Genomic DNA, 18,193 nt, shown 5'->3' with positions numbered 1-18,193 from the left:
TTTGGTCAATAACATCCAAAACAGGTTCATCATCGACAGAGCAAAAGAAATGGGGATTGAAGGGAAACTGCTGATACCTGGTTGTGAGGACTTTTTGATACTGAAATCTAAAGATAAAGAGCTGATTATCAATAAGACCCGATCTGATAGACTGCCGTTAATCGCTGGATTGTTGGCTAAGAACAAAGAGGCTTCCTATCATTTATTGAAAAGAGCCGGCCTGCCAGTACCGGAATACATGATTGTCTCTGCAAGGGGCGCCGAGCTGCTGGATTTTTTGAACAGGAATCCCAAATGGGTTGTTAAGCCGATGGATGCCAGCCGCAGCCTCGGGGTCGCTGTAGGCATGGAGAAGGAAGCAGATCTGGATGCTGCCATCACCACAGCAAAATTGTACAGCGAGCAGGTCATCGTGCAAAAATACATCACCGGTTATGACTATCGGGTACTGGTGATTGACGGAGCCGTCGCAGGGGTGTTGGAATATCAACCGGCATATATAGAAGGCGATGGAGATTCCACAATCAAGCAGCTTATTGAAGGCCTTAACGAAGGTAGGCTTGGACGTAACGGTGCGGATGAGTTTGAGGGCTTGGAAGTTATAAGAAGCGACTCTGAACGCCTGCTGTTGAATCTCCATAATCAAGGCAAGGCACTTCAGGATGTTCCGGTAAAAGGAGAACAGGTGCAATTGTTCTACAGTGAAGATATAACAGCGGATGAGATTACTGAAATCGTGATTGACCGCACGGAAGAGATTTGTACGGCTAATGCAGAGATGGCTATTCAGGCGGCAGGGGTATTGAAGATTGATGTTGCCGGTATCGACATCCGGTGCAAAGATATCAGCCTGCCGTTAAATCGAGAGAATGAAGGCATCCTTGAGGTAAACGCTTTGCCTGATCTAACCGATCATGTCTTTCCGTTCTGTGGAAAATCCAGAGACGTTGCGGGGGCTTACCTGCAATATTTATTTAAAGGAGTGTTCGAATCATGATTCCAGTAAATGTTGAGAATGAGTACTTGAAAATTCAGAACGAAAAAGAATCCAACGCAAAATCCTATCCGCGCCATTTCCCGCTCGTAATCAGTAAAGCGAAGGGGATGATCGTTACGGATGTGGAAGGCAGGCGATACTATGATTGCTTGTCAGGCGCAGGCACTCTGGCACTGGGGCATAATCATCAAGTTGTGATCCGGGCGATTGAGGATGTGTTGGACGAGCAGATTCCTTTACATACGTTGGACTTGGCGACTCCTTTAAAAATTGAATTTATGCAAGAAATTTTCTCAATCCTCCCTGAAAAGTTAAAAGACACTACCAAAATCCAATTTTGTGGCCCGACGGGGGCGGATGGCGTAGAAGCTGCCATTAAATTGGTGAAAAACGCAACTAAGGGGAAATCGATTCTGGCTTTCCAAGGCGGTTATCATGGCTCGACACAAGCAACCATGTCTATGAGCGGCAACCTGAGCAAGAAGCAGCACTTGCAAAGTTTGCTGCCGGACGTGCACTTTCTGCCATTCCCTTATGAATATCGGTGCCCATTCGGCATTGGCCGGGGAGAGACAGCTAGAATCAGTGCAAAATACATTGAAAATCTGTTGGATGATTGCGAGAGCGGTATCGCCGCTCCATGCGGCATGATTCTGGAAACCGTCCAGGGAGAAGGCGGATCCATTCCCGCGGATATTGAATGGCTGAAAGAGATGAGACGCATTACGGCGGAAAGGGGGATTCCTTTAATCATCGACGAGGTGCAGACCGGTATCGGACGAACCGGTAAAATGTTTTCATTCGAGCATGCGGGTATTATTCCAGATGTTATTATTTGCTCCAAAGCGATTGGGGGTAGCCTGCCCATGTCCGTACTGATTTACAAAGAAGAGCTGGATCAGTGGAATCCGGGTGCCCATATCGGGACATTTCGCGGCAATCAGTTGGGGATGGCGACAGGCTTGGCGACCTTAAAGTACCTGAAGAATAACCGGGTGCTTGAAAATGTAGAGCAGCGCAGCGAGCAATTTTTCGCTTATCTTCACAGCCTCCAAGCAAAATACGAAGAAATTGGCGATGTGCGCGGACGAGGATTAATGATTGGCGTGGAAATGGTGAATACGTCAGCGTCTAAAGACCAATTGGGGCATTACCCGCCATCCGGACAATTAGCTGCCTGTGTGCAAGAAAGATGCTTTAAAAATGGGCTGATTATTGAGGTTGGCGGCCGTCATTCCGCCGTGATGCGATTCCTGCCTCCGCTTACGATAACGGAACACGAAGCTACGGAAGTACTGTATATTTTTGAGAAATCTGTTGAAGAAGCGATTGAGATGCTGTGATTCGAAGGGTGAAGGTCAGGAAGGCACACAAACATATCATTTTATTAGCTATTATGAGCGGAGCTTTTTCACTGGTTTTAACGAACAGCGCTTTTAATATTTTGCTGCCGGGCTTTGTGCGATTATACGGTATCTCCACGGCATTGGGCGGATGGCTGATTACTTTTTACATGTTGGCGATGACAATTACGATGCCGCTAACCTCGCTTATCGTAGATCGGATCGGCAGAAAAAGCGCTTATATTGCCGGGCTTGGTATTTATGGTCTGTCCTCAGTTCTTGGGGGTCTGTTCTATGAGCATGTACAGGTTGTGCTAATGGTACGTTTCATGCATGGAGCGGCAGCCGGTCTAATGATCCCATTGTCGCTGGTGCTGCTGTTTGATATGTATGGTCAGGAAGCACGAGGCAGAATCACTGGATTATGGGGGATGCTGCTTATGATTGCCCCGGTCATCGGACCGACCTTGGGCGGTTTGATCATTCAATTTGGTGAAATCAAGCATTTGTTCTGGATGAATGTCCCCTTTGCGCTTTTGTCATTGCTGTTGTGCTGCACGAACATGGAATCCTACCAGCCTGTTCGCCGCAAGGCAGTTCACTTGGAGGGTGTGGTTCTGATGGTTGTCAGCGTTGCTGCTATAAGTCTGGGGATTCAGCTCATTTCGATTCAGACCGTTTCATTTTGGCTACCTGCCTCACTGATGATGCTGGGGGCGATTGCGGCAGTCCGTTTTATACAAAAAGAGAATGATAGAACCGAGCCTTTAATCCGTTATCGTCTGCTGCAAAGAAATCCGCTGTATGCCATGACGGTTCTTATTTCAGCGATTCAGGATTCTGTGATGTTCGGTGTGATTCTGGTTCTGCCGCTGATGCTGCAGGAGGTATTCCATCTGGCTCCATCGATAACGGGCGCTGTGTTTATTCCGGCAGCCATATTTACGAGCCTGTTCGCTTGGATTGGTGGTAGCTTCATCGATAAAGGCAGATCGTTAAATTTTATTTCCTATGGCATCGTACTAGTTGCCATTTCTGTACTTGTATTTGCAATTTTTCCACAGTCCGTATCTTTCATTGTCATTGCTTTTATGATGGCGGTTAGAGGAATTGGAAACGGCTTGTCCAGCTTAACGATCACCACCGTCGGGCTGAACTCGCTGTCGGAAGATGATTTGCATGAAGGTTCTGTATTATCCAGTACGATCGAACGTTTAACATCCTCATTTGTTGTCATGCTGCTGGCGGTTTATTACGAGGTCCGCTGGCAAACGATCTCTTCCTCGGGAGTGAGTGTAGAGCTTGCCAAGTGGTTCGCGTTAAAGGAAGAATGTATAGCCCTTGGCTTCTTGATGCTGGCGACATTACCGCTTGTTTTAGTAGTGAAAAGGAAGAAGGTAGCTATCGATGTTGGAAACAGTAGACAATCTGCGGTCTGAAATAAAGGCAAATCTTCATCAGTGCAAGGTGCTGCTGAACAGCTATATCAGAGAATTTTGCTCAGAACATCCAGAGTCAGTTGCCATTGATCCCAAAGAATACACATACACGATCCGCTTTGGGGCAAGCGGTGTTCATATCTATGGAAGATTTTCTTATTTCTCGGTGACAGGAGAGCATGAATATGAAAGCTTCTATGTCAATGGAGGAGAGGCATTGGACCATGCTTATTTAGTCCAATTGATCATACAAGAGTTGAGGCAGCAGGACCCGTCCATTCCGGACGAGCGGACGATTGATTTTATAAATAAAGTGGAGAACAGCTATGAAAAGCTGGTTTTATTTTTGCAGCATTCCGACAGCGGTCAGGTGCAGGATTACATATCATCCGAGCAATCGCTGCTGTATGGTCATCCGTTTCATCCATTCCCCAAGAATACAATGGGGTTTAGCGCACAGGAAGTTAGAGCCTATTGTCCCGAGCTTCGCAGCTCGTTCCAATTGTGTTATTTCGCGGTTCGGGAGGATGTTTTTGAAGAAGAGTGGGTGACGGAACACCGCAGAATTGATTTGGATGTAACTATTGCAGGGCATACCCGCCGATTGTTGATGGAAAAGGGCCATAGCTATGCTATACTGCCTCTCCATCCCTGGCAGTATGAACATGTTCAGACGATTCAGGCAGTACAGGAGTATATCGAACAGGATAAGCTCATTCCGCTTGGGAGCTTGGGCCCCCGGGTGTATCCGACTTCCTCAGTGCGTACGGTGTATATCCCTGATTTGAAATGTAACATCAAGCTCTCGCTAAATATTCAGATTACCAACTTGATGAGAAACAATAACCGGGAGCAAATGCGGAGAACGATGGATGCGGCCGGCTATTTATTAAGGAAAGGCTGCTTTGCACAAGAGCCGCATACCCAAATCGCCTATGAAATAGGCGTCTGCACCTGCCGATTCGGAGATGATGAAATTACAAAGTTGTTCACGTCAGCCTATCGATCCATCGATTTCGATGAGTCTTCCACATACGTCCTGTCCAGTCTGGTGGAAGTACCCCTAACAGGAGAGCGGCCGCGGTTATTCTCATTGATGAACAATCGCAGCATAGACGAATGGTTCAGGCGATATCTGCAAATTTCTTTGCTGCCGATCATTCGGGTCGCCGAGGTGGAAGGTATTCATTTTGAAGCTCATTTGCAAAATTCCTTATTAACGATCAGGGACGGCCTGCCGCATGTCTTTATCATTCGGGATTTGGAAGGGGTTAGTGTGAATAGGGAGAGGGCAGGCGCCAATGAGAACACGGCAGGGCCGCTATTCTATTCGAAGGAAGATGCTTGGGCGCGTACGGCGTACTATTTTTTTGTCAATCATCTAGGATCTCTGATCCATGCGATCGCCAGTGGTGTTGACGGAACTGAAGAGCAGTTTTGGCGGATGGTCTGGGAAGTTCTTGTGGAGGAGTACGCAAGGAACAAGGGAGAGTTGATTCAGCATTTGCTGACCGCGGACGCCTTTCTTGCGAAAAAGAACCTGATGAGCTGTCTTACGGGAAATAGCGAAAGTCCAGCTTATATTCCAGTGACCAACGTAATGAAGTATATGGGGAGTGAGACGAGTGAAGACGGTAAGCAGTTTGTATAAAGAAGAGGTTTCTTGCATGGAGGAAGTAAGCGAAAGAATCATGCGGCAGACGCTGGAGGCCTTCATTTATGAAGGGATCATGGACACAGAACGGGCAGAACAAGAGTGGCTGTTTACAGGAATAAAGGCTGACGGAGGCATTGTCCATTACTCGTGCCAGGCAGACGAGAAATGGTCCTTTGGCAGAATCAAAATCAAGAAAGGCTCCATTAGGAGAGAGGGAGAGATTTGCTGCAATATTTATGTCTTTCTCGAAGAGCTGCTTCAGAATAAGCTGAGCGGGCTGCTGACGGATCAGTTTATTCATGAGCTGCTGGAAACACTCGTGAAGGATCAGCAGTCCAAGGAGCTTCAGCCGGAGCATATTTCTGCGGAAGACAGGCATTATGAAGCATTGGAAAGCCATATGACGGACGGACATCCTTATCATCCAAGCTACAAATCAAGGATCGGGTTCTCGCTCACGGATAATATGGCCTATGGGCCGGAGTTTAACCAGAACGTACATATTCATTGGGTCGCAGTCAATGAGGAGCTGACGGATGTATCCGTATCCCCAGAAACGTCCTTGAATGAAATAGTTAAGCAGCATCTGACCGAGGAGGACATCACCCAATTTCAACAAATCGTACAGGAGAAGGGCAACAGCCGCAAAAAATATATTTTCCTTCCCGTGCATCCCTGGCAGTGGGAACATCGGCTTCAATCCCTTTTCACCCAGCAATGGGCGGACAAGGATATGATCAGTCTTGGCACGTCAAGCAGTGCGTACAGGCCGCAGCAATCGATTCGTTCCTTGTCCCATCGCAGCAATGCCGAAGCCAGTTATATTAAGCTCTCACTCAGCATAACGAATACCTCAACGAGCCGTATTCTTGCTCATCACACTACGCAAAATGCGCCGCTCATCAGCAATTGGCTGTTTAAAATCATTCAGAATGATCCGTTTTTACTGAAGGAGCAGTTTCAACTTTTAAGAGAGGTTATGGGGATTTCGTTCCGATATGATGAGATGCAGTCCATTCCGTACCGCTTAGCGTATGGAACGCTTGGTGCCATATACAGGGAAAATATCTCTGTCTGTCTTGAAGAAAATGAAGAGGCATGGCCGCTGAACGCGTTGTTTCTTATACAAAAAAACGGAGAGCCCTTCATTCAAAAAGCCATTGATCAGCACGGAATCAGGCCATGGAGTGAGGCGCTGATCAGAACGGTGACGCTGCCGATCATTCACTTGCTGTATGCCCATGGCATTGCACTAGAATCCCATGCCCAGAATATTATATTGGTCGTAGAAAACAATTTCCCGAAAAGAATAATCGTCAAAGATCTGCATGATGGTGTCCGTTATACGCCAGACAAGCTGCTGCGGCCGGATTGGGCTCCGAAATTACATCCTGAGCCGGAGACTCACCGCAAATTTAACAGATATTCCTTTCTCCAAACCGAGAATGTGTCGGAGGTAAGAGATTACACTTATGATGCTTTCTTCTTTATTTGCATGACGGAAATTTGCTTTGCGTTTGAGAAATTGGGCTTAAGCGAGATTGAATTCTGGCAAAATTGTGCACAAACGATCCTGACCTACCAAGAGGCTCACCCGGAGTATAAGGAACGGTATGAGATATTTGATTTATTTTCTGAAAATGCCCTGGTGGAAGAAATGACAAAACGGCGTATTTATGGAGACAGTGAACTGTATTTCCGGTCTGTGAAAAATTCTCTGCGACTGGCAAAGGATCTGTTGTTATGAGGAAAAACAGGCTGAAAGAAAAAATACAAAGAAACGAAACGGTTTATGGATTATTTGTATCGATTCCGCATCCGATTGTGGTCGAAATGATTGGTCATGCAGAATATGATTTTATCATCATCGATTACGAACATGCGTCCACTAATATGGAGACGGTTGAAGAACTGATTCGGGCAGCAGAATTGCTGGAGATGACCCCGCTCGTAAGAATATCCAAGGTGGATCGGATTGAAATATTGAAGGTGCTGGACTGCGGTGCGCAGGGCATTGTAATCCCGCATGTGGAACGGAAGGAGCAAGTGGAGAAGGCCGTTCAGTATGCATTTTACCATCCTCTTGGCAGGAGAAGCCTGAACAGCGGCAGGCCAGGTGTATTTGGAAAATATCCGTTAAGCGAATATATCGCCAGAGCGAATGAAGAAATTATGATCGTGCCTATGATCGAAAGTGTAGAAGGTGTTCGGCAAAGCGAAACGATTCTATCTGTGCCGCAGGTCAGTTTTGTACTGGAAGGAGCGGCAGATTTGTCCCAGTCGCTTCATGTGCCATGGGATACCGGCCATTCGGAGGTGCAGAGGAATTTGGAGGAGCTATTGGAAGTGTCCAGACGATGCAGCGTGCCTTATGCGTCCGTTGCCAGAAGTTTAGACGGTTATACCCAATGGGCGGACAACGGCACACGTATTTTTGTGCTTGGCGATGACAGGAACACAGCTTTCAGGGCATACAGACAGAAGCTGCACGAATATCGAGGGTCTGCCGGAGGGGAAGTATGAATCCTAAAGTTATACATCTAATCCACGAGCTGCGGGAAAACAGCAAAGCGCCGATTTGCGCTTATATCTATGATCTTGACGGCATTCGGCAGCAGGTAAGAAGCATGTTGAACACGCTGCCTGAGCGGACAAGCTTGTTTTACGCCATTAAAGCCAATCCGGATAAGAGAATCATTGAGGCGCTGCTGCCATTGGTAAACGGATTTGAAGTGGCGTCGGCCGGTGAGTTGCTCAAGGTGAGGGAGGTGTCTGAAAGTGTTCCTGTTCTATTCGGAGGGCCAGGGAAGAAAGACTACGAGCTTGAGCTGGCGATCAGTAAAGATGTGGCCTATATCCATGTCGAAAGTCTGCTGGAATTAAGAAAGCTGATCCTGCTGGCGAGAGAACGGACAAAGGATGTGCATATCCTGCTGCGCGTTAATCTGAGGACGGACACCTTACCGCAGACGAAAATCCAGATGGGCGGCCGCCCGTCTCCGTTTGGGCTGGATGAGCAATTTATTGAAGAAGCAGTATCTATACTCAAGGAGGCAGGTAATACCTACGTTCATTTGAGTGGTTTTCACTTTCATTCCTTATCCAACAACTTGCAGGCGGACCTGCATGCAGACATGGTTCAGTATTATTTGCAAAAGGTGGCAGTGTGGAAGGATAAATATGATTTGCACATTCAGGTCATCAACGCAGGCGGGGGTATTGGGGTCTCTTATGATGGCTCATCAGGCTTCGACTGGCAGCGATTCACTGCCTTGTTGGCACAAATTCGAACCGTGGCAGGCTTAGAGACAACAGAGCTTTATTTTGAGCCTGGAAGAGTAGTCGTCGCTGATCACGGTTATTATGCCGTTGAGATTGTTGATATCAAACGATCACAGGGTCAATACTTTGCTGTTGTAAGAGGGGGGACGCATCATAACCGGTTGCCTGCTTCATGGGGGCATAATCATCCGTTTCACGTTGTTCCGCTCGAAAGCTGGCCGTATCCTTTCCCGAGACCGGAAATTAAGCAGGAGAAAGTTACGATCGTGGGCGAGCTGTGTACACCCAAGGACCGGCTTCATGCGGATGCCGCAGTGGAACGACTGCGTGTGGGGGATGTACTTGTTTTTGAGAAATCAGGCGCATATTGCTGGACGATCTCCCACCATGATTTCCTGGGACATCCGCATCCTGAATTCTACTATTTAACTGGGGGAGATCATGAATGAAGCATCACGCCGCAGCTCAAGCCGAAAGCAGGTCTGCTGAACAACGGATCATGAAGGACTTAATGGATGCGTTTATCGCGGAGCGATTTTTTACGATCAATGAAGCTACAACGGCGCTCCTTTCAGCAGCACCTTCAAGCCTTCGGGAGCTTTACGCAGAGGATGAAGAGGCTTTAGTATACGCAGGTGAAATATATTTTCTGATCCAGGAAAGCTGTAAGCAGGGCTATCAGTGGGTGTTGGATTCCCCGATCTATCAGAATATAGGAGATGAATGGCTTGAAATCCAGGCTTCCTCTGAGCTGGCACAAATTGTGCTGCGCAGCACATTATCTGAAGAGGCCTATGCGCATCCGGGAGTGCAGGAATTTCTGGAGGGCTTGAAAGTGTCGGTTGAGCAGCTAGACCTGAGTCTGCAGCGGTTGGCCGATCAACCTGCTTCTGTGCCCGAAACTCCGTATGACTGGTATGTCACGGGGGAGAGAATTGCCTCTTTGCGTGACCGCCCCTTTCATCCGCTTTCGAAAGCCAAGGTAGGTTTATCCTCACAGGACTATCAACAATTTATGGCCGAATTTGCACAACCAATCATCTTGCGCTGGGTAGCTGTAAGCAACCATGCCCTAATAAAAGGCAGCCCGGAAGAGGAAGTAGAAGCATTGGATGTACTGAGCGAACCAGAAAGGGCCGTGATTAAGCAGGAACTGGCGGAGAAAGGAATATCCCCGAATCAGTACACCATGATTCCTGTACATCCATGGCAGTTGAAAAATATCATTCTGCCCAATTACCGGACAGAAATAGAGGACAGAACGGTTGTTGTATTGGATGCACAAGCAGGCGAATTTCTGGCCACCTCCTCGGTCCGTTCATTAACAGGGACTGCTGCATCAACCCGAATGGTAAAGTTGCCCCTCAGTGTTAAATCACTGGGTGCAGCCAGGTATCTGCCTGTTGTGAAATTGTTAAACGGATTAGCTGGTGAGAAAATGTTCCGTCAGGCGGTAGCTTGTGACGAAACACTGGCGGAGCGAGTTTTTTTATGTGAAGAAAAGCATTGGTGGGGATATATGCCCGAATCTATGGGGCTATTCGATGATCACCCCCGGCATTTGGCGGCGCAGTTGAGAATCTATCCTCAGGAAATTGTGCAGGAAGGATATAAGATTATTCCCATGTCCGCTTTGGGTGTCGTGCTGACCAACCATTCTCATCTCCTTAGCCTTATTTGGGGAGGCAGCCCCTCTAAAGCAGAAGTGCTTACGTTCTATACGGAGCTGTCGGCTATTTTTTATGATATTGTCATGAGGTTATTTAAGGTTGGGATTGTGCCTGAAATCCATGGTCAGAATTGCTGTATTGTACTGAAGGATAACAGGATCACTGGTTTGCTGTTCAGAGATCATGATTCGGTGCGGCTGCATCAACCGTATTTGGACAGGCATCAGATCCAAGACCCGGGCTACCATATCAGGCCAGGATATTCCAACAGCTTATACAATGAAACGCTGGATAAATTAATTTTTTATGTTCAAAGCCTGGGCACCCAGGTCAATCTGGCTGCGATCATGGAAGCATTGTCTGAAGCTTATGAAATACCGGAGAACATCATGTGGAGGATAACAGAAGCCAAACTACGGGAAGCGTTGGATACTATCGATATTCCTGAAGCCGACCGGAAGAGGCTGCAAACGGTGTTGTTTGAACAGGAAGAGTGGCCGGTGAAGCTGATTATTCGCCCACTGCTGGAGGCCGACGGTGTTCCGGGAGCGATGCCCTCCGGAAAAGGCAGCGGGTATAATCCCTTTTATTCCGAAAGGTTTGCTTCGGCAGTCAAACCTAAACCTGTATATAACCCATAGATAAGGTATAGATCCATGCAATGAGTAGACGGTTTCTGATGATCAGAAGCCGTCTTTGCTTTTTTCTAGCATGCGGACGCTGTTTCGGCATTTGACTACTGAAGTAGTCATTGACACTCTGGTGTGGAGCGTATATGATGAGCATACAAGATGACTATTAGAATAGTCACATAGGGGGTGAACCATATTTGAAATTGTTTGATTCAGAGCTTAAGGTGATGGAAGTGCTGTGGAGAGAAGGCGACTGTACAGCAGGCCAGCTAGCCAAGATTCTGAAGGAAGAAGTGGGCTGGAACCGAAATACGACCTATACCGTCATCAAGAAATGCATTGATAAAGGGGCGGTTGAACGTCTTGAGCCTCATTTCACCTGCAGAGCTGCCATCAGTAAGGAGGATGTTCAAGAACAGGAAACAACCGAGCTGATCAGTAAATGGTATGACGGGTCTCCGGAGTTGTTCTTCGCTTCGTTCGTGAATGAGAAAAATTTGGATAAAGACCAAATTGAGAAGCTGAAGCAAATGGTCAATAAGCTGAAATAAGGTGCGTGCCATGAACATCATTGAAATGAGTCTGTCGGCCAGTATGTTGATTGTAGCCGTTATGGTGATCCGATGGCTAGCTCTGCACCTTTTTCCCAAAAGCTTTTTTCTAATGCTATGGGGCATTGCTTTGTGCAGGCTCTTGTTCCCATGGAGCATTCCGGTGCCTTCCTGGCTGGGGATACATAGCCTGTCTGACACATGGATCGGCAGGATCACGGGAGGGTCTCAGAGCATAGAAGCCGCAAAACATACGTATGAGCCTGGTTCCGTGGCCGCTGTGCTGGCCGTAACTCCTGACCGAATTGCTGCAGTCAGCGTTCAAGAGGTTTTGACTGTGATCTGGATTGCCGGTATGGCTGGTTTCATCCTCTGGTTCGGGATTGCTTTCTACAGGAGCTACAGGCAATTAAGCATGGCGCTGCCATACAATAATTCCTTCGTAGAACGATGGCTGCAGGAGCAAAAGCTGCGGCGTCCTCTGCAGATTGTAGTATCAGATCGCATAACGACACCGTTGGCGTACGGGATATTCAAGCCGAAGATCATTCTTCCGAAGTCCCTGGCTGTGAAGGATGAGCAGGAGTTAAGCTTTATTCTGATGCACGAGCTGACTCATATCAGACGGCTGGATACCTTGTGGAAAATGGTGCTGCTGGCTGCGCTGTGTGTCCACTGGTTTAATCCGCTGGCCTGGTTGCTGTACAAGCTGATGAGCAGGGATATAGAGCTTGCTTGTGACGAGAAGGTCATCAGGATATTTGGTGAACAAGCAAAACCGAACTATGCGATGTCATTGATTGCGATGGCTGAGCAGAAGGCGAAATTCAGCCCTTTATACAACGGCTATAGTAAAAATCTCACAGAAGAAAGGATTACATCCATTATGAAATTTAAAAAAGCTTCTGTCTTAACGATGAGTGTGGCTCTGCTGCTCGTTGTAGGTGCCGCAAGTGTGTTTGCCGACAGCTCCGCAGCCGACAAAGCTCAAATGCTGAAAGGACCCGCGGTTGAAGGAAGTGTAACGAATTCTGCGCAAACAGAAGAACTCAACCTGCCCGAAGCAGCGATACCTGGCCCATCTGACATGGCTGTTGAGAAAGCCGTTCGCACGGCAACAGAGCAGGTTGCGAAGCAGTACGGGGTATCTTCCCAAACGCTCAGTCAATTTACGGTCACTCCTTACTTCTGGTCTTATGAGAAAACCGGTGAAACGGTTTGGCGCATTGAATTTAATCCTACCGAACCGGAAGACTATGCGAGCATCGGATGTTATTACATTGAAATGGATTCCAAGACAGGCGAGGTGGTAAAAACCATTTCCGCCGGGGATGCCGTAGGTTAAGAGTGGAGGTTCATACGTGTTGAAAAGCAATAAAAAGTTCTATGCAGGCCTGCTGCTTGTCTGTACAGGTGTATCTATTCTGCTGTCAGCGTGCTTCCAGGAGCAAACAACTCAGCCGCAGGGAGGCAGTACGAATGAGCGGGGTACTTCCCGGAAAGAAGAAGTCAAGGTGCAACCCGCACCTGCTGCGGATGGGAAGAACACCAAGAAGGAGAAGCAAGATCGCGACTCGCTGCCTGTGGTTGCAGACCCCGATGTGGTAACCGTAATGGTCAACAAACAGAATCGTCTTCCTGAAAATTACAGTCCTGACGATCTTGTATATCCGAATGTCCGCTTTCTCTTTGATGAAAAGATCGAGAAACGCATGCTGCGGAAAGAGGCTGCCAAAGCGCTTGAGGATTTGTTCGCTGCTGCCGAGAAGGATGGAATTTATCTCGCAGGGGTGTCCGGTTATCGGTCGGAGGAGCGGCAAAAGGTTATTTTTAATCAATATGTTGCTAAGGATGGCGAAGAAAAAGCCAAAACCTATAGCGCTTATCCGGGAACCAGTGAGCATCAAACCGGGCTGGCCATAGATGTCTCAGGCACTGACGGAAGCTGTGCGGCCGAGTCCTGCTTCGCGGGTACTCCGGAAGCGGAATGGCTTGCAGCTCATGCAGCCGATTTCGGATTTATTATTCGTTACCCGGAAGGTAAGGAGAAAATCACCGGATATAAATACGAACCGTGGCACCTCCGGTATGTAGGCATCGATCTTGCTAAAGAGGTCAGCACGCAGGGGATTACGCTGGAGGAATACTTTGGGGAAGTTCTTCCTGTAACGACCCAGCCTTGATGAAGGCGGTTTATTTCCAAACTGTATAGTGTATTCTATGATCAGGCTCTTTCAAAACAGAGAGGCCTGATCTTTTTTTGCTGTTGTTTACAACTTGGATACATCTATGTGTACAATCGAAACATGCAGACATTATACTACCAGGATGAAATCTAGAACCGGGAGAATTATAAATATGGACAACCAAAAAATCCTCATCATCGAAGATGAGCCTTCCATTTCCGATATGCTCTCCTTTTCTCTGCGAAAGGAAGGATATGCTGTGAAAACAGCGGAGAGCGGGAGGCAAGGGCTTGAACTTTTTACGCAGTGGAAGCCGGATTTGCTGCTGCTGGATTTAATGCTGCCGGATATGACAGGATTCGACGTATGCAGACAGGTGCTTGATATATCTAATACCCCCATTATTATGCTTACCGCCAGAGCAGATACGTTCGACCGGATTTTGGGCATCGAATCTGGGGCAGATGACTACATCACCAAGCCTTTTGATATCCGGGAGGTTATTGTGCGTATCAAGGCGGTATTCCGCAGAATTGAGTTGACGGCTGAATCAACTGACCAGGCATCAGATCAAATTCTCAGCCTGGGAGCTGATATTACGCTTGAAAAGGAGAAACGGGAAGTCCGGAAAAACGGCGTACCGATCGTGTTTACCCAAAAGGAATACGAGCTTCTGCAATGCTTCGCCGAGCATAAAGGACGTGTATTCTCCAGATCCGAGCTGCTGGACAAGGTGTGGGGCTTCGAGGTGGCCATCGATACAAGGACCGTTGATATCCATGTGCAACGCATCCGCAAAAAATTGGACGAGCCTGACCGTCCCTCTTTGATCGAAACCGTGTTTGGGGTCGGTTATAAACTGGTACAGCAATGAGATTTGGGATTCAGCACAAAATTGTCATCCTTTTCTCCGTTATTATTTTTGCAGGGCTGATTTCGTTGTTAATCATGTCCTATCAGATCACAGAGGATAATATGCTGCAGACGGTCAGAACGGACATGATCGCCGCCAAAAAAAGTCTGGATATTTATATGAACCAATATTTTCTGTTAAGCAACCGTGAGCTTGGCGAGCTCTCGCTGGCGGATGAAGCTGAGGGATTGTCCAGACAGCTGAGTGCGGATATTGGCAGTGAAGTGGATTTATACGACCGGGATGGAAATCAGCTAAGCGGAAACGCAGCCGGCACCGGCGGAGAGGAGCTGGCAGCGGCGCAGCGTGGAGAGATTGCGTATAACGTTCATTTCGCGGGGGAGCGGGCGATGGCTACACTGGCTTATCCATTGGAAAGCGGAGGACAGACGTATGGAATCGTGCAATATCAAAAGGACTATTCGCAGCTTTATGCCGCCAGCCTGAGCTTCAAGCAGACGATTAATATGTTCGCAGTCATCATTTTTCTGATCGTGTTTATCGCTTCAATATTGATTTCGAGACAGATCACCAAACCTGTGCGTCAGTTGTCCAAGAGCTCACAGCAGGTATATGCGGGAGATTACAACATCGATATCAAGGTGTCCTCCCGTGATGAAATCGGCGAATTGGCGGGCATGTTCAAGAAGATGGTGCAGAAGATCAGGGAGCAAATCCATATTATTGAACAGGAAAGAGATGCTTTGAAAAAAGCGCAGGCGCAAAACAAAATATTTTTCGATAATGCTACCCATGAGATGAAGACTCCATTAACAACGATCATAGGGTATGCCCAGATTATCAAGGAGAATGCTTTTACGGAACGTGAATTTTTTGAACGAGGACTGGATTCCATTATTAGAGAAGGAAAGCGGCTGAATCAGACCGTCATCGAAATGCTGACGCTGGCCCAGGCATCGTCCGCTCAGACAGAGTATAGAATGGAACCGGTGAATCTGGGTGAGCTGGCCCTTGAGACAAGCGAGGAGCTGCAGATTAAAGCTGCCAAATACCGGATCCGCATTCAAAGTATCGTGCCGGAGAAATTGTATGTGATGGGGGACCGCAACCGGTTAAAGGAAGTCATGATTAATCTGCTGGATAACTCTATTAATTACGGAGATGTGAATTCCACAGTTCGGGTAGAGGTGCTCAAGCAAGGCGAAGTACCTATGCTGCAGGTGACGGATCAGGGAGAAGGTATACCGGAAGCACAGTTGGAGCATTTATTCGAACCGTTTTACCGTGTGCCGGGCAGGAAGGGACGGGAGCATGGCAGTGCCGGACTTGGCTTGGCTATTGTCAAAGGCATCATTGAGAAGCACGGGGGGAGCATTCAGGTGAATAGTAAAGTCAAGGAAGGCACTACAGTCACTGTGCGTTTTGAAGGTGAGGTGAATGTTTAAAAGGATTTCACTTGCCCGGGTCAAGGATGTGCTGCTGCTGACCGGATGGCTTGGCTTTTTTATACTCGGCTTTTTTGCAGCAGGTCATCTTTTTACTCTTGGAAAAAATCAGACCTTCTTCCTGGGAGAAGAGGATTTCGCCAGCTCATACGCGATTTCCGCGTGGGGACCAAGGATCGGTCATGTAACAACAGAAAATATTCCGATACGGGAGGAAGGCAACTCCGCATTCTATTTTGCCAGTCCAAATGAGATTATTTCCTTGCCCAAGTGGAGGCAGATATCCGATTGGATAACCGCCAAGTCCTATAACCTGGTGAATAAACAGACGAACCGTTGGCAGTTCAAGGGGGCTCCGATGAGTGTTTTTTATCATGAGGGTTACTTCATCGGAGTGAATCTGGACTATGCTTTTTTGCAAAACAGCGAGGATCAGAGCGATTATGAGATTCTGCCTCCGAGATTGTTAGTCAAAGAGCGGTTATGGCTTTTATTTGAAGCTGGTGCGCCATCGGATGCTATAGATTTCCAGCAAGAAAGAGTCATGGATGCATCCTTTGATCGGGATAGCAACAGCTTGTATTTGTCCGCGCAATACAATGATCGAATTGCCGCAATTTTTCAATATCAGATAGACACAGATACACTGAAGCTTTTGGTTATGGAAGCCCAAATAGATACTTTTCGGGTTCTTCCAAACCACAACATTGTATATAAGAAGCCTGAAGGTCTTTTTTTGTTGGATGTGAACAGCGGGAATTCGCAGCAATTGATTGAGGGCAGCATCCTTAATTTTGCCGTCTCGGCTGATGGACAAAAGCTGGCCTATACTGCAATTAATGAAAGAGGAGTAACCGAGCTGTACGGGATGTATATGGACCAGAGAAATGTGAAGGAGATGCAGGCACATTCCCTGTTATACAGCAATCTTCCCAATGTTCAGGCTCTCGAATGGATAGATGACCGGCTGCTGTGTATCAATCGGCAGCCAACCGGGAGCTACCAGTTGTACAGGTTTACCTTGAAAAACGAGTAGTTAAGGAGAGCAAGGATGAATGACAACCTGATAAAGCGTTACTGGCCTTTTTATGCTGGACAGATGGAGAAGAGAGCAGGGGGCTGGAATAATACAACGTATTTTGTGTGCGGGGATCGAGGTAAAGGTGTACTGAGGATTTACGAGACGCACAAGGAACAGGAAAAAATCCGGTTTGAGCATTTTGTATTGGAGCAACTGCAGCGGCAGCCGCTGCGTTTTAAGGTGCCAGTGCCGGTCCAAACGCTTGCTGGTGATACGATTGTTCAATTGGAGGATGGCAGTGGAAAGCTTGCCTGCTTGTTCGAATATATTGAAGGAACGCATGCCCCGAATGATACTTTAACTTTTGCCCGTTCCTTCGGAGAAGCTGCAGCGGAGCTGTCTGCTGCGCTTGCCTCTATGCAGTTGGAAATGCCCCCGGTCTATCCGTCGTATTATGAGCTTGGGCAGTCCTATCCGTTATGTGATGTTGAAACGGTGAGCCGTTTTTGTGCATATCCGGCGGCCGCTTTTATGGATTTGCGTGAGGAACTACTGGCATTGTGTACAGAATACGGCACCATCCTGCATTCGCTTGATCGGCTGCGCAAGCTGCCGCACCAGCTTGTGCATGGGGATCTTAACGCGTCCAACCTGCTGCTGGACCGAAATGACCCGCATAAAGTAACCGCTTTACTGGATTTTGAGTTTTGTACATGGGACGTACGGGTTATGGAAGCTGCCGTTATCCTTTCGGGTCTGCTTGGTCATGAGCAAGAAAGGGAGGCTGTAAGGCAGTTTTGTGCCGGATATGCGGGCCAAATTCGACTTTACCCTGAGGAAATTCATGTGATTCCTGTCCTCATACGATTGCGGAAGATCGATGTATTTCTGCACTTTATGAGTCGCTATCTGAACGGAACGGATGGCCCGGAAGTATTGCATCAGCAGGTGCGTCTGCTGGCTTCGGATCTGAAGCGGCTGGACCTTGGCGTCACATGGCTCGAACAAGAGCTGTCTTGTTTAGCTTCATCCCAATAGCTCGTTAAAAAGTAGGAGAGATCCGATAGCTTCCTTGTGCAGCCTTCCTGCTGCTGGG

At 47.6% G+C, this 18,193-nt stretch carries 15 protein-coding genes; all 15 read left to right on the top strand.

Translation table 11 applies throughout. The features are described 5' to 3' along the window. Window positions 1-94: 94 nt before the first annotated feature. The 15 genes from OIN60_RS10470 to OIN60_RS10400 all read left to right on the top strand — a co-directional run bounded on the left by OIN60_RS10470 (window position 95) and on the right by OIN60_RS10400 (window position 18,135). A complete protein-coding gene (locus tag OIN60_RS10470; RefSeq protein ID WP_305754816.1) occupies window positions 95-997 on the top strand; it encodes an ATP-grasp domain-containing protein in 903 nt (300 codons plus the stop codon). Then, complete coding sequence (locus OIN60_RS10465; protein ID WP_305754815.1) at window positions 994-2,340, top strand: diaminobutyrate--2-oxoglutarate transaminase; 1,347 nt, start codon at window positions 994-996, stop codon at window positions 2,338-2,340. Before OIN60_RS10470 ends, OIN60_RS10465 begins: the two co-directional genes overlap by 4 nt. Further along, complete coding sequence (locus OIN60_RS10460) at window positions 2,337-3,779, top strand: MFS transporter (RefSeq protein ID WP_305754814.1); 1,443 nt, start codon at window positions 2,337-2,339, stop codon at window positions 3,777-3,779. Before OIN60_RS10465 ends, OIN60_RS10460 begins: the two co-directional genes overlap by 4 nt. Further along, entirely contained in the window at window positions 3,748-5,430 is a 1,683-nt protein-coding gene (locus OIN60_RS10455; protein WP_305754813.1) for an IucA/IucC family protein, read from the top strand. The genes OIN60_RS10460 and OIN60_RS10455 overlap by 32 nt, the downstream gene beginning before the upstream one ends. 16 nt (window positions 5,431-5,446) lie before the next feature. Continuing rightward, window positions 5,447-7,183: an IucA/IucC family protein gene (locus OIN60_RS10450; protein ID WP_305754812.1), complete on the top strand. Its 1,737-nt coding sequence runs from the start codon at window positions 5,447-5,449 to the stop codon at window positions 7,181-7,183. Further along, window positions 7,180-7,959, top strand: coding sequence for an HpcH/HpaI aldolase family protein (locus OIN60_RS10445; RefSeq protein WP_305754811.1), 780 nt, complete (start codon window positions 7,180-7,182; stop codon window positions 7,957-7,959). Before OIN60_RS10450 ends, OIN60_RS10445 begins: the two co-directional genes overlap by 4 nt. Continuing rightward, on the top strand, window positions 7,956-9,167 hold the full coding sequence (locus OIN60_RS10440) for a type III PLP-dependent enzyme (protein ID WP_305754810.1): 1,212 nt from the start codon (window positions 7,956-7,958) through the stop codon (window positions 9,165-9,167). The genes OIN60_RS10445 and OIN60_RS10440 overlap by 4 nt, the downstream gene beginning before the upstream one ends. Next, a complete protein-coding gene (locus OIN60_RS10435; RefSeq protein ID WP_305754809.1) occupies window positions 9,164-11,029 on the top strand; it encodes an IucA/IucC family protein in 1,866 nt (621 codons plus the stop codon). The genes OIN60_RS10440 and OIN60_RS10435 overlap by 4 nt, the downstream gene beginning before the upstream one ends. A 188-nt stretch (window positions 11,030-11,217) precedes the next feature. Continuing rightward, complete coding sequence (locus OIN60_RS10430; RefSeq protein ID WP_305754808.1) at window positions 11,218-11,571, top strand: BlaI/MecI/CopY family transcriptional regulator; 354 nt, start codon at window positions 11,218-11,220, stop codon at window positions 11,569-11,571. Window positions 11,572-11,581: 10 nt separating this feature from the next. Then, window positions 11,582-12,916 (top strand): M56 family metallopeptidase, encoded by a 1,335-nt coding sequence (locus OIN60_RS10425; protein WP_305754807.1) that lies wholly within the window; start codon window positions 11,582-11,584, stop codon window positions 12,914-12,916. A 19-nt stretch (window positions 12,917-12,935) separates the two neighbouring features. Continuing rightward, entirely contained in the window at window positions 12,936-13,754 is an 819-nt protein-coding gene (locus OIN60_RS10420) for a M15 family metallopeptidase (protein ID WP_305755518.1), read from the top strand. Window positions 13,755-13,929: 175 nt separating this feature from the next. Continuing rightward, window positions 13,930-14,631 (top strand): response regulator, encoded by a 702-nt coding sequence (locus tag OIN60_RS10415; protein WP_305754806.1) that lies wholly within the window; start codon window positions 13,930-13,932, stop codon window positions 14,629-14,631. Continuing rightward, window positions 14,628-16,076, top strand: coding sequence for a sensor histidine kinase (locus OIN60_RS10410; RefSeq protein ID WP_305754805.1), 1,449 nt, complete (start codon window positions 14,628-14,630; stop codon window positions 16,074-16,076). Before OIN60_RS10415 ends, OIN60_RS10410 begins: the two co-directional genes overlap by 4 nt. Further along, entirely contained in the window at window positions 16,069-17,112 is a 1,044-nt protein-coding gene (locus OIN60_RS10405; RefSeq protein ID WP_305754804.1) for a TolB-like translocation protein, read from the top strand. Before OIN60_RS10410 ends, OIN60_RS10405 begins: the two co-directional genes overlap by 8 nt. Window positions 17,113-17,127: 15 nt before the next feature. Beyond that, window positions 17,128-18,135, top strand: a complete 1,008-nt coding sequence (locus OIN60_RS10400; protein ID WP_305754803.1) for a phosphotransferase — start codon at window positions 17,128-17,130, stop codon at window positions 18,133-18,135. Window positions 18,136-18,193: the final 58 nt, after the last annotated feature.

The organism is Paenibacillus zeirhizosphaerae (assembly GCF_030705605.1).
Lineage (GTDB): Bacteria > Bacillota > Bacilli > Paenibacillales > Paenibacillaceae > Paenibacillus > Paenibacillus zeirhizosphaerae.
Note: the sequence above shows the minus strand (reverse complement) of the source record. Positions and strands in the feature narration are given on the sequence as shown.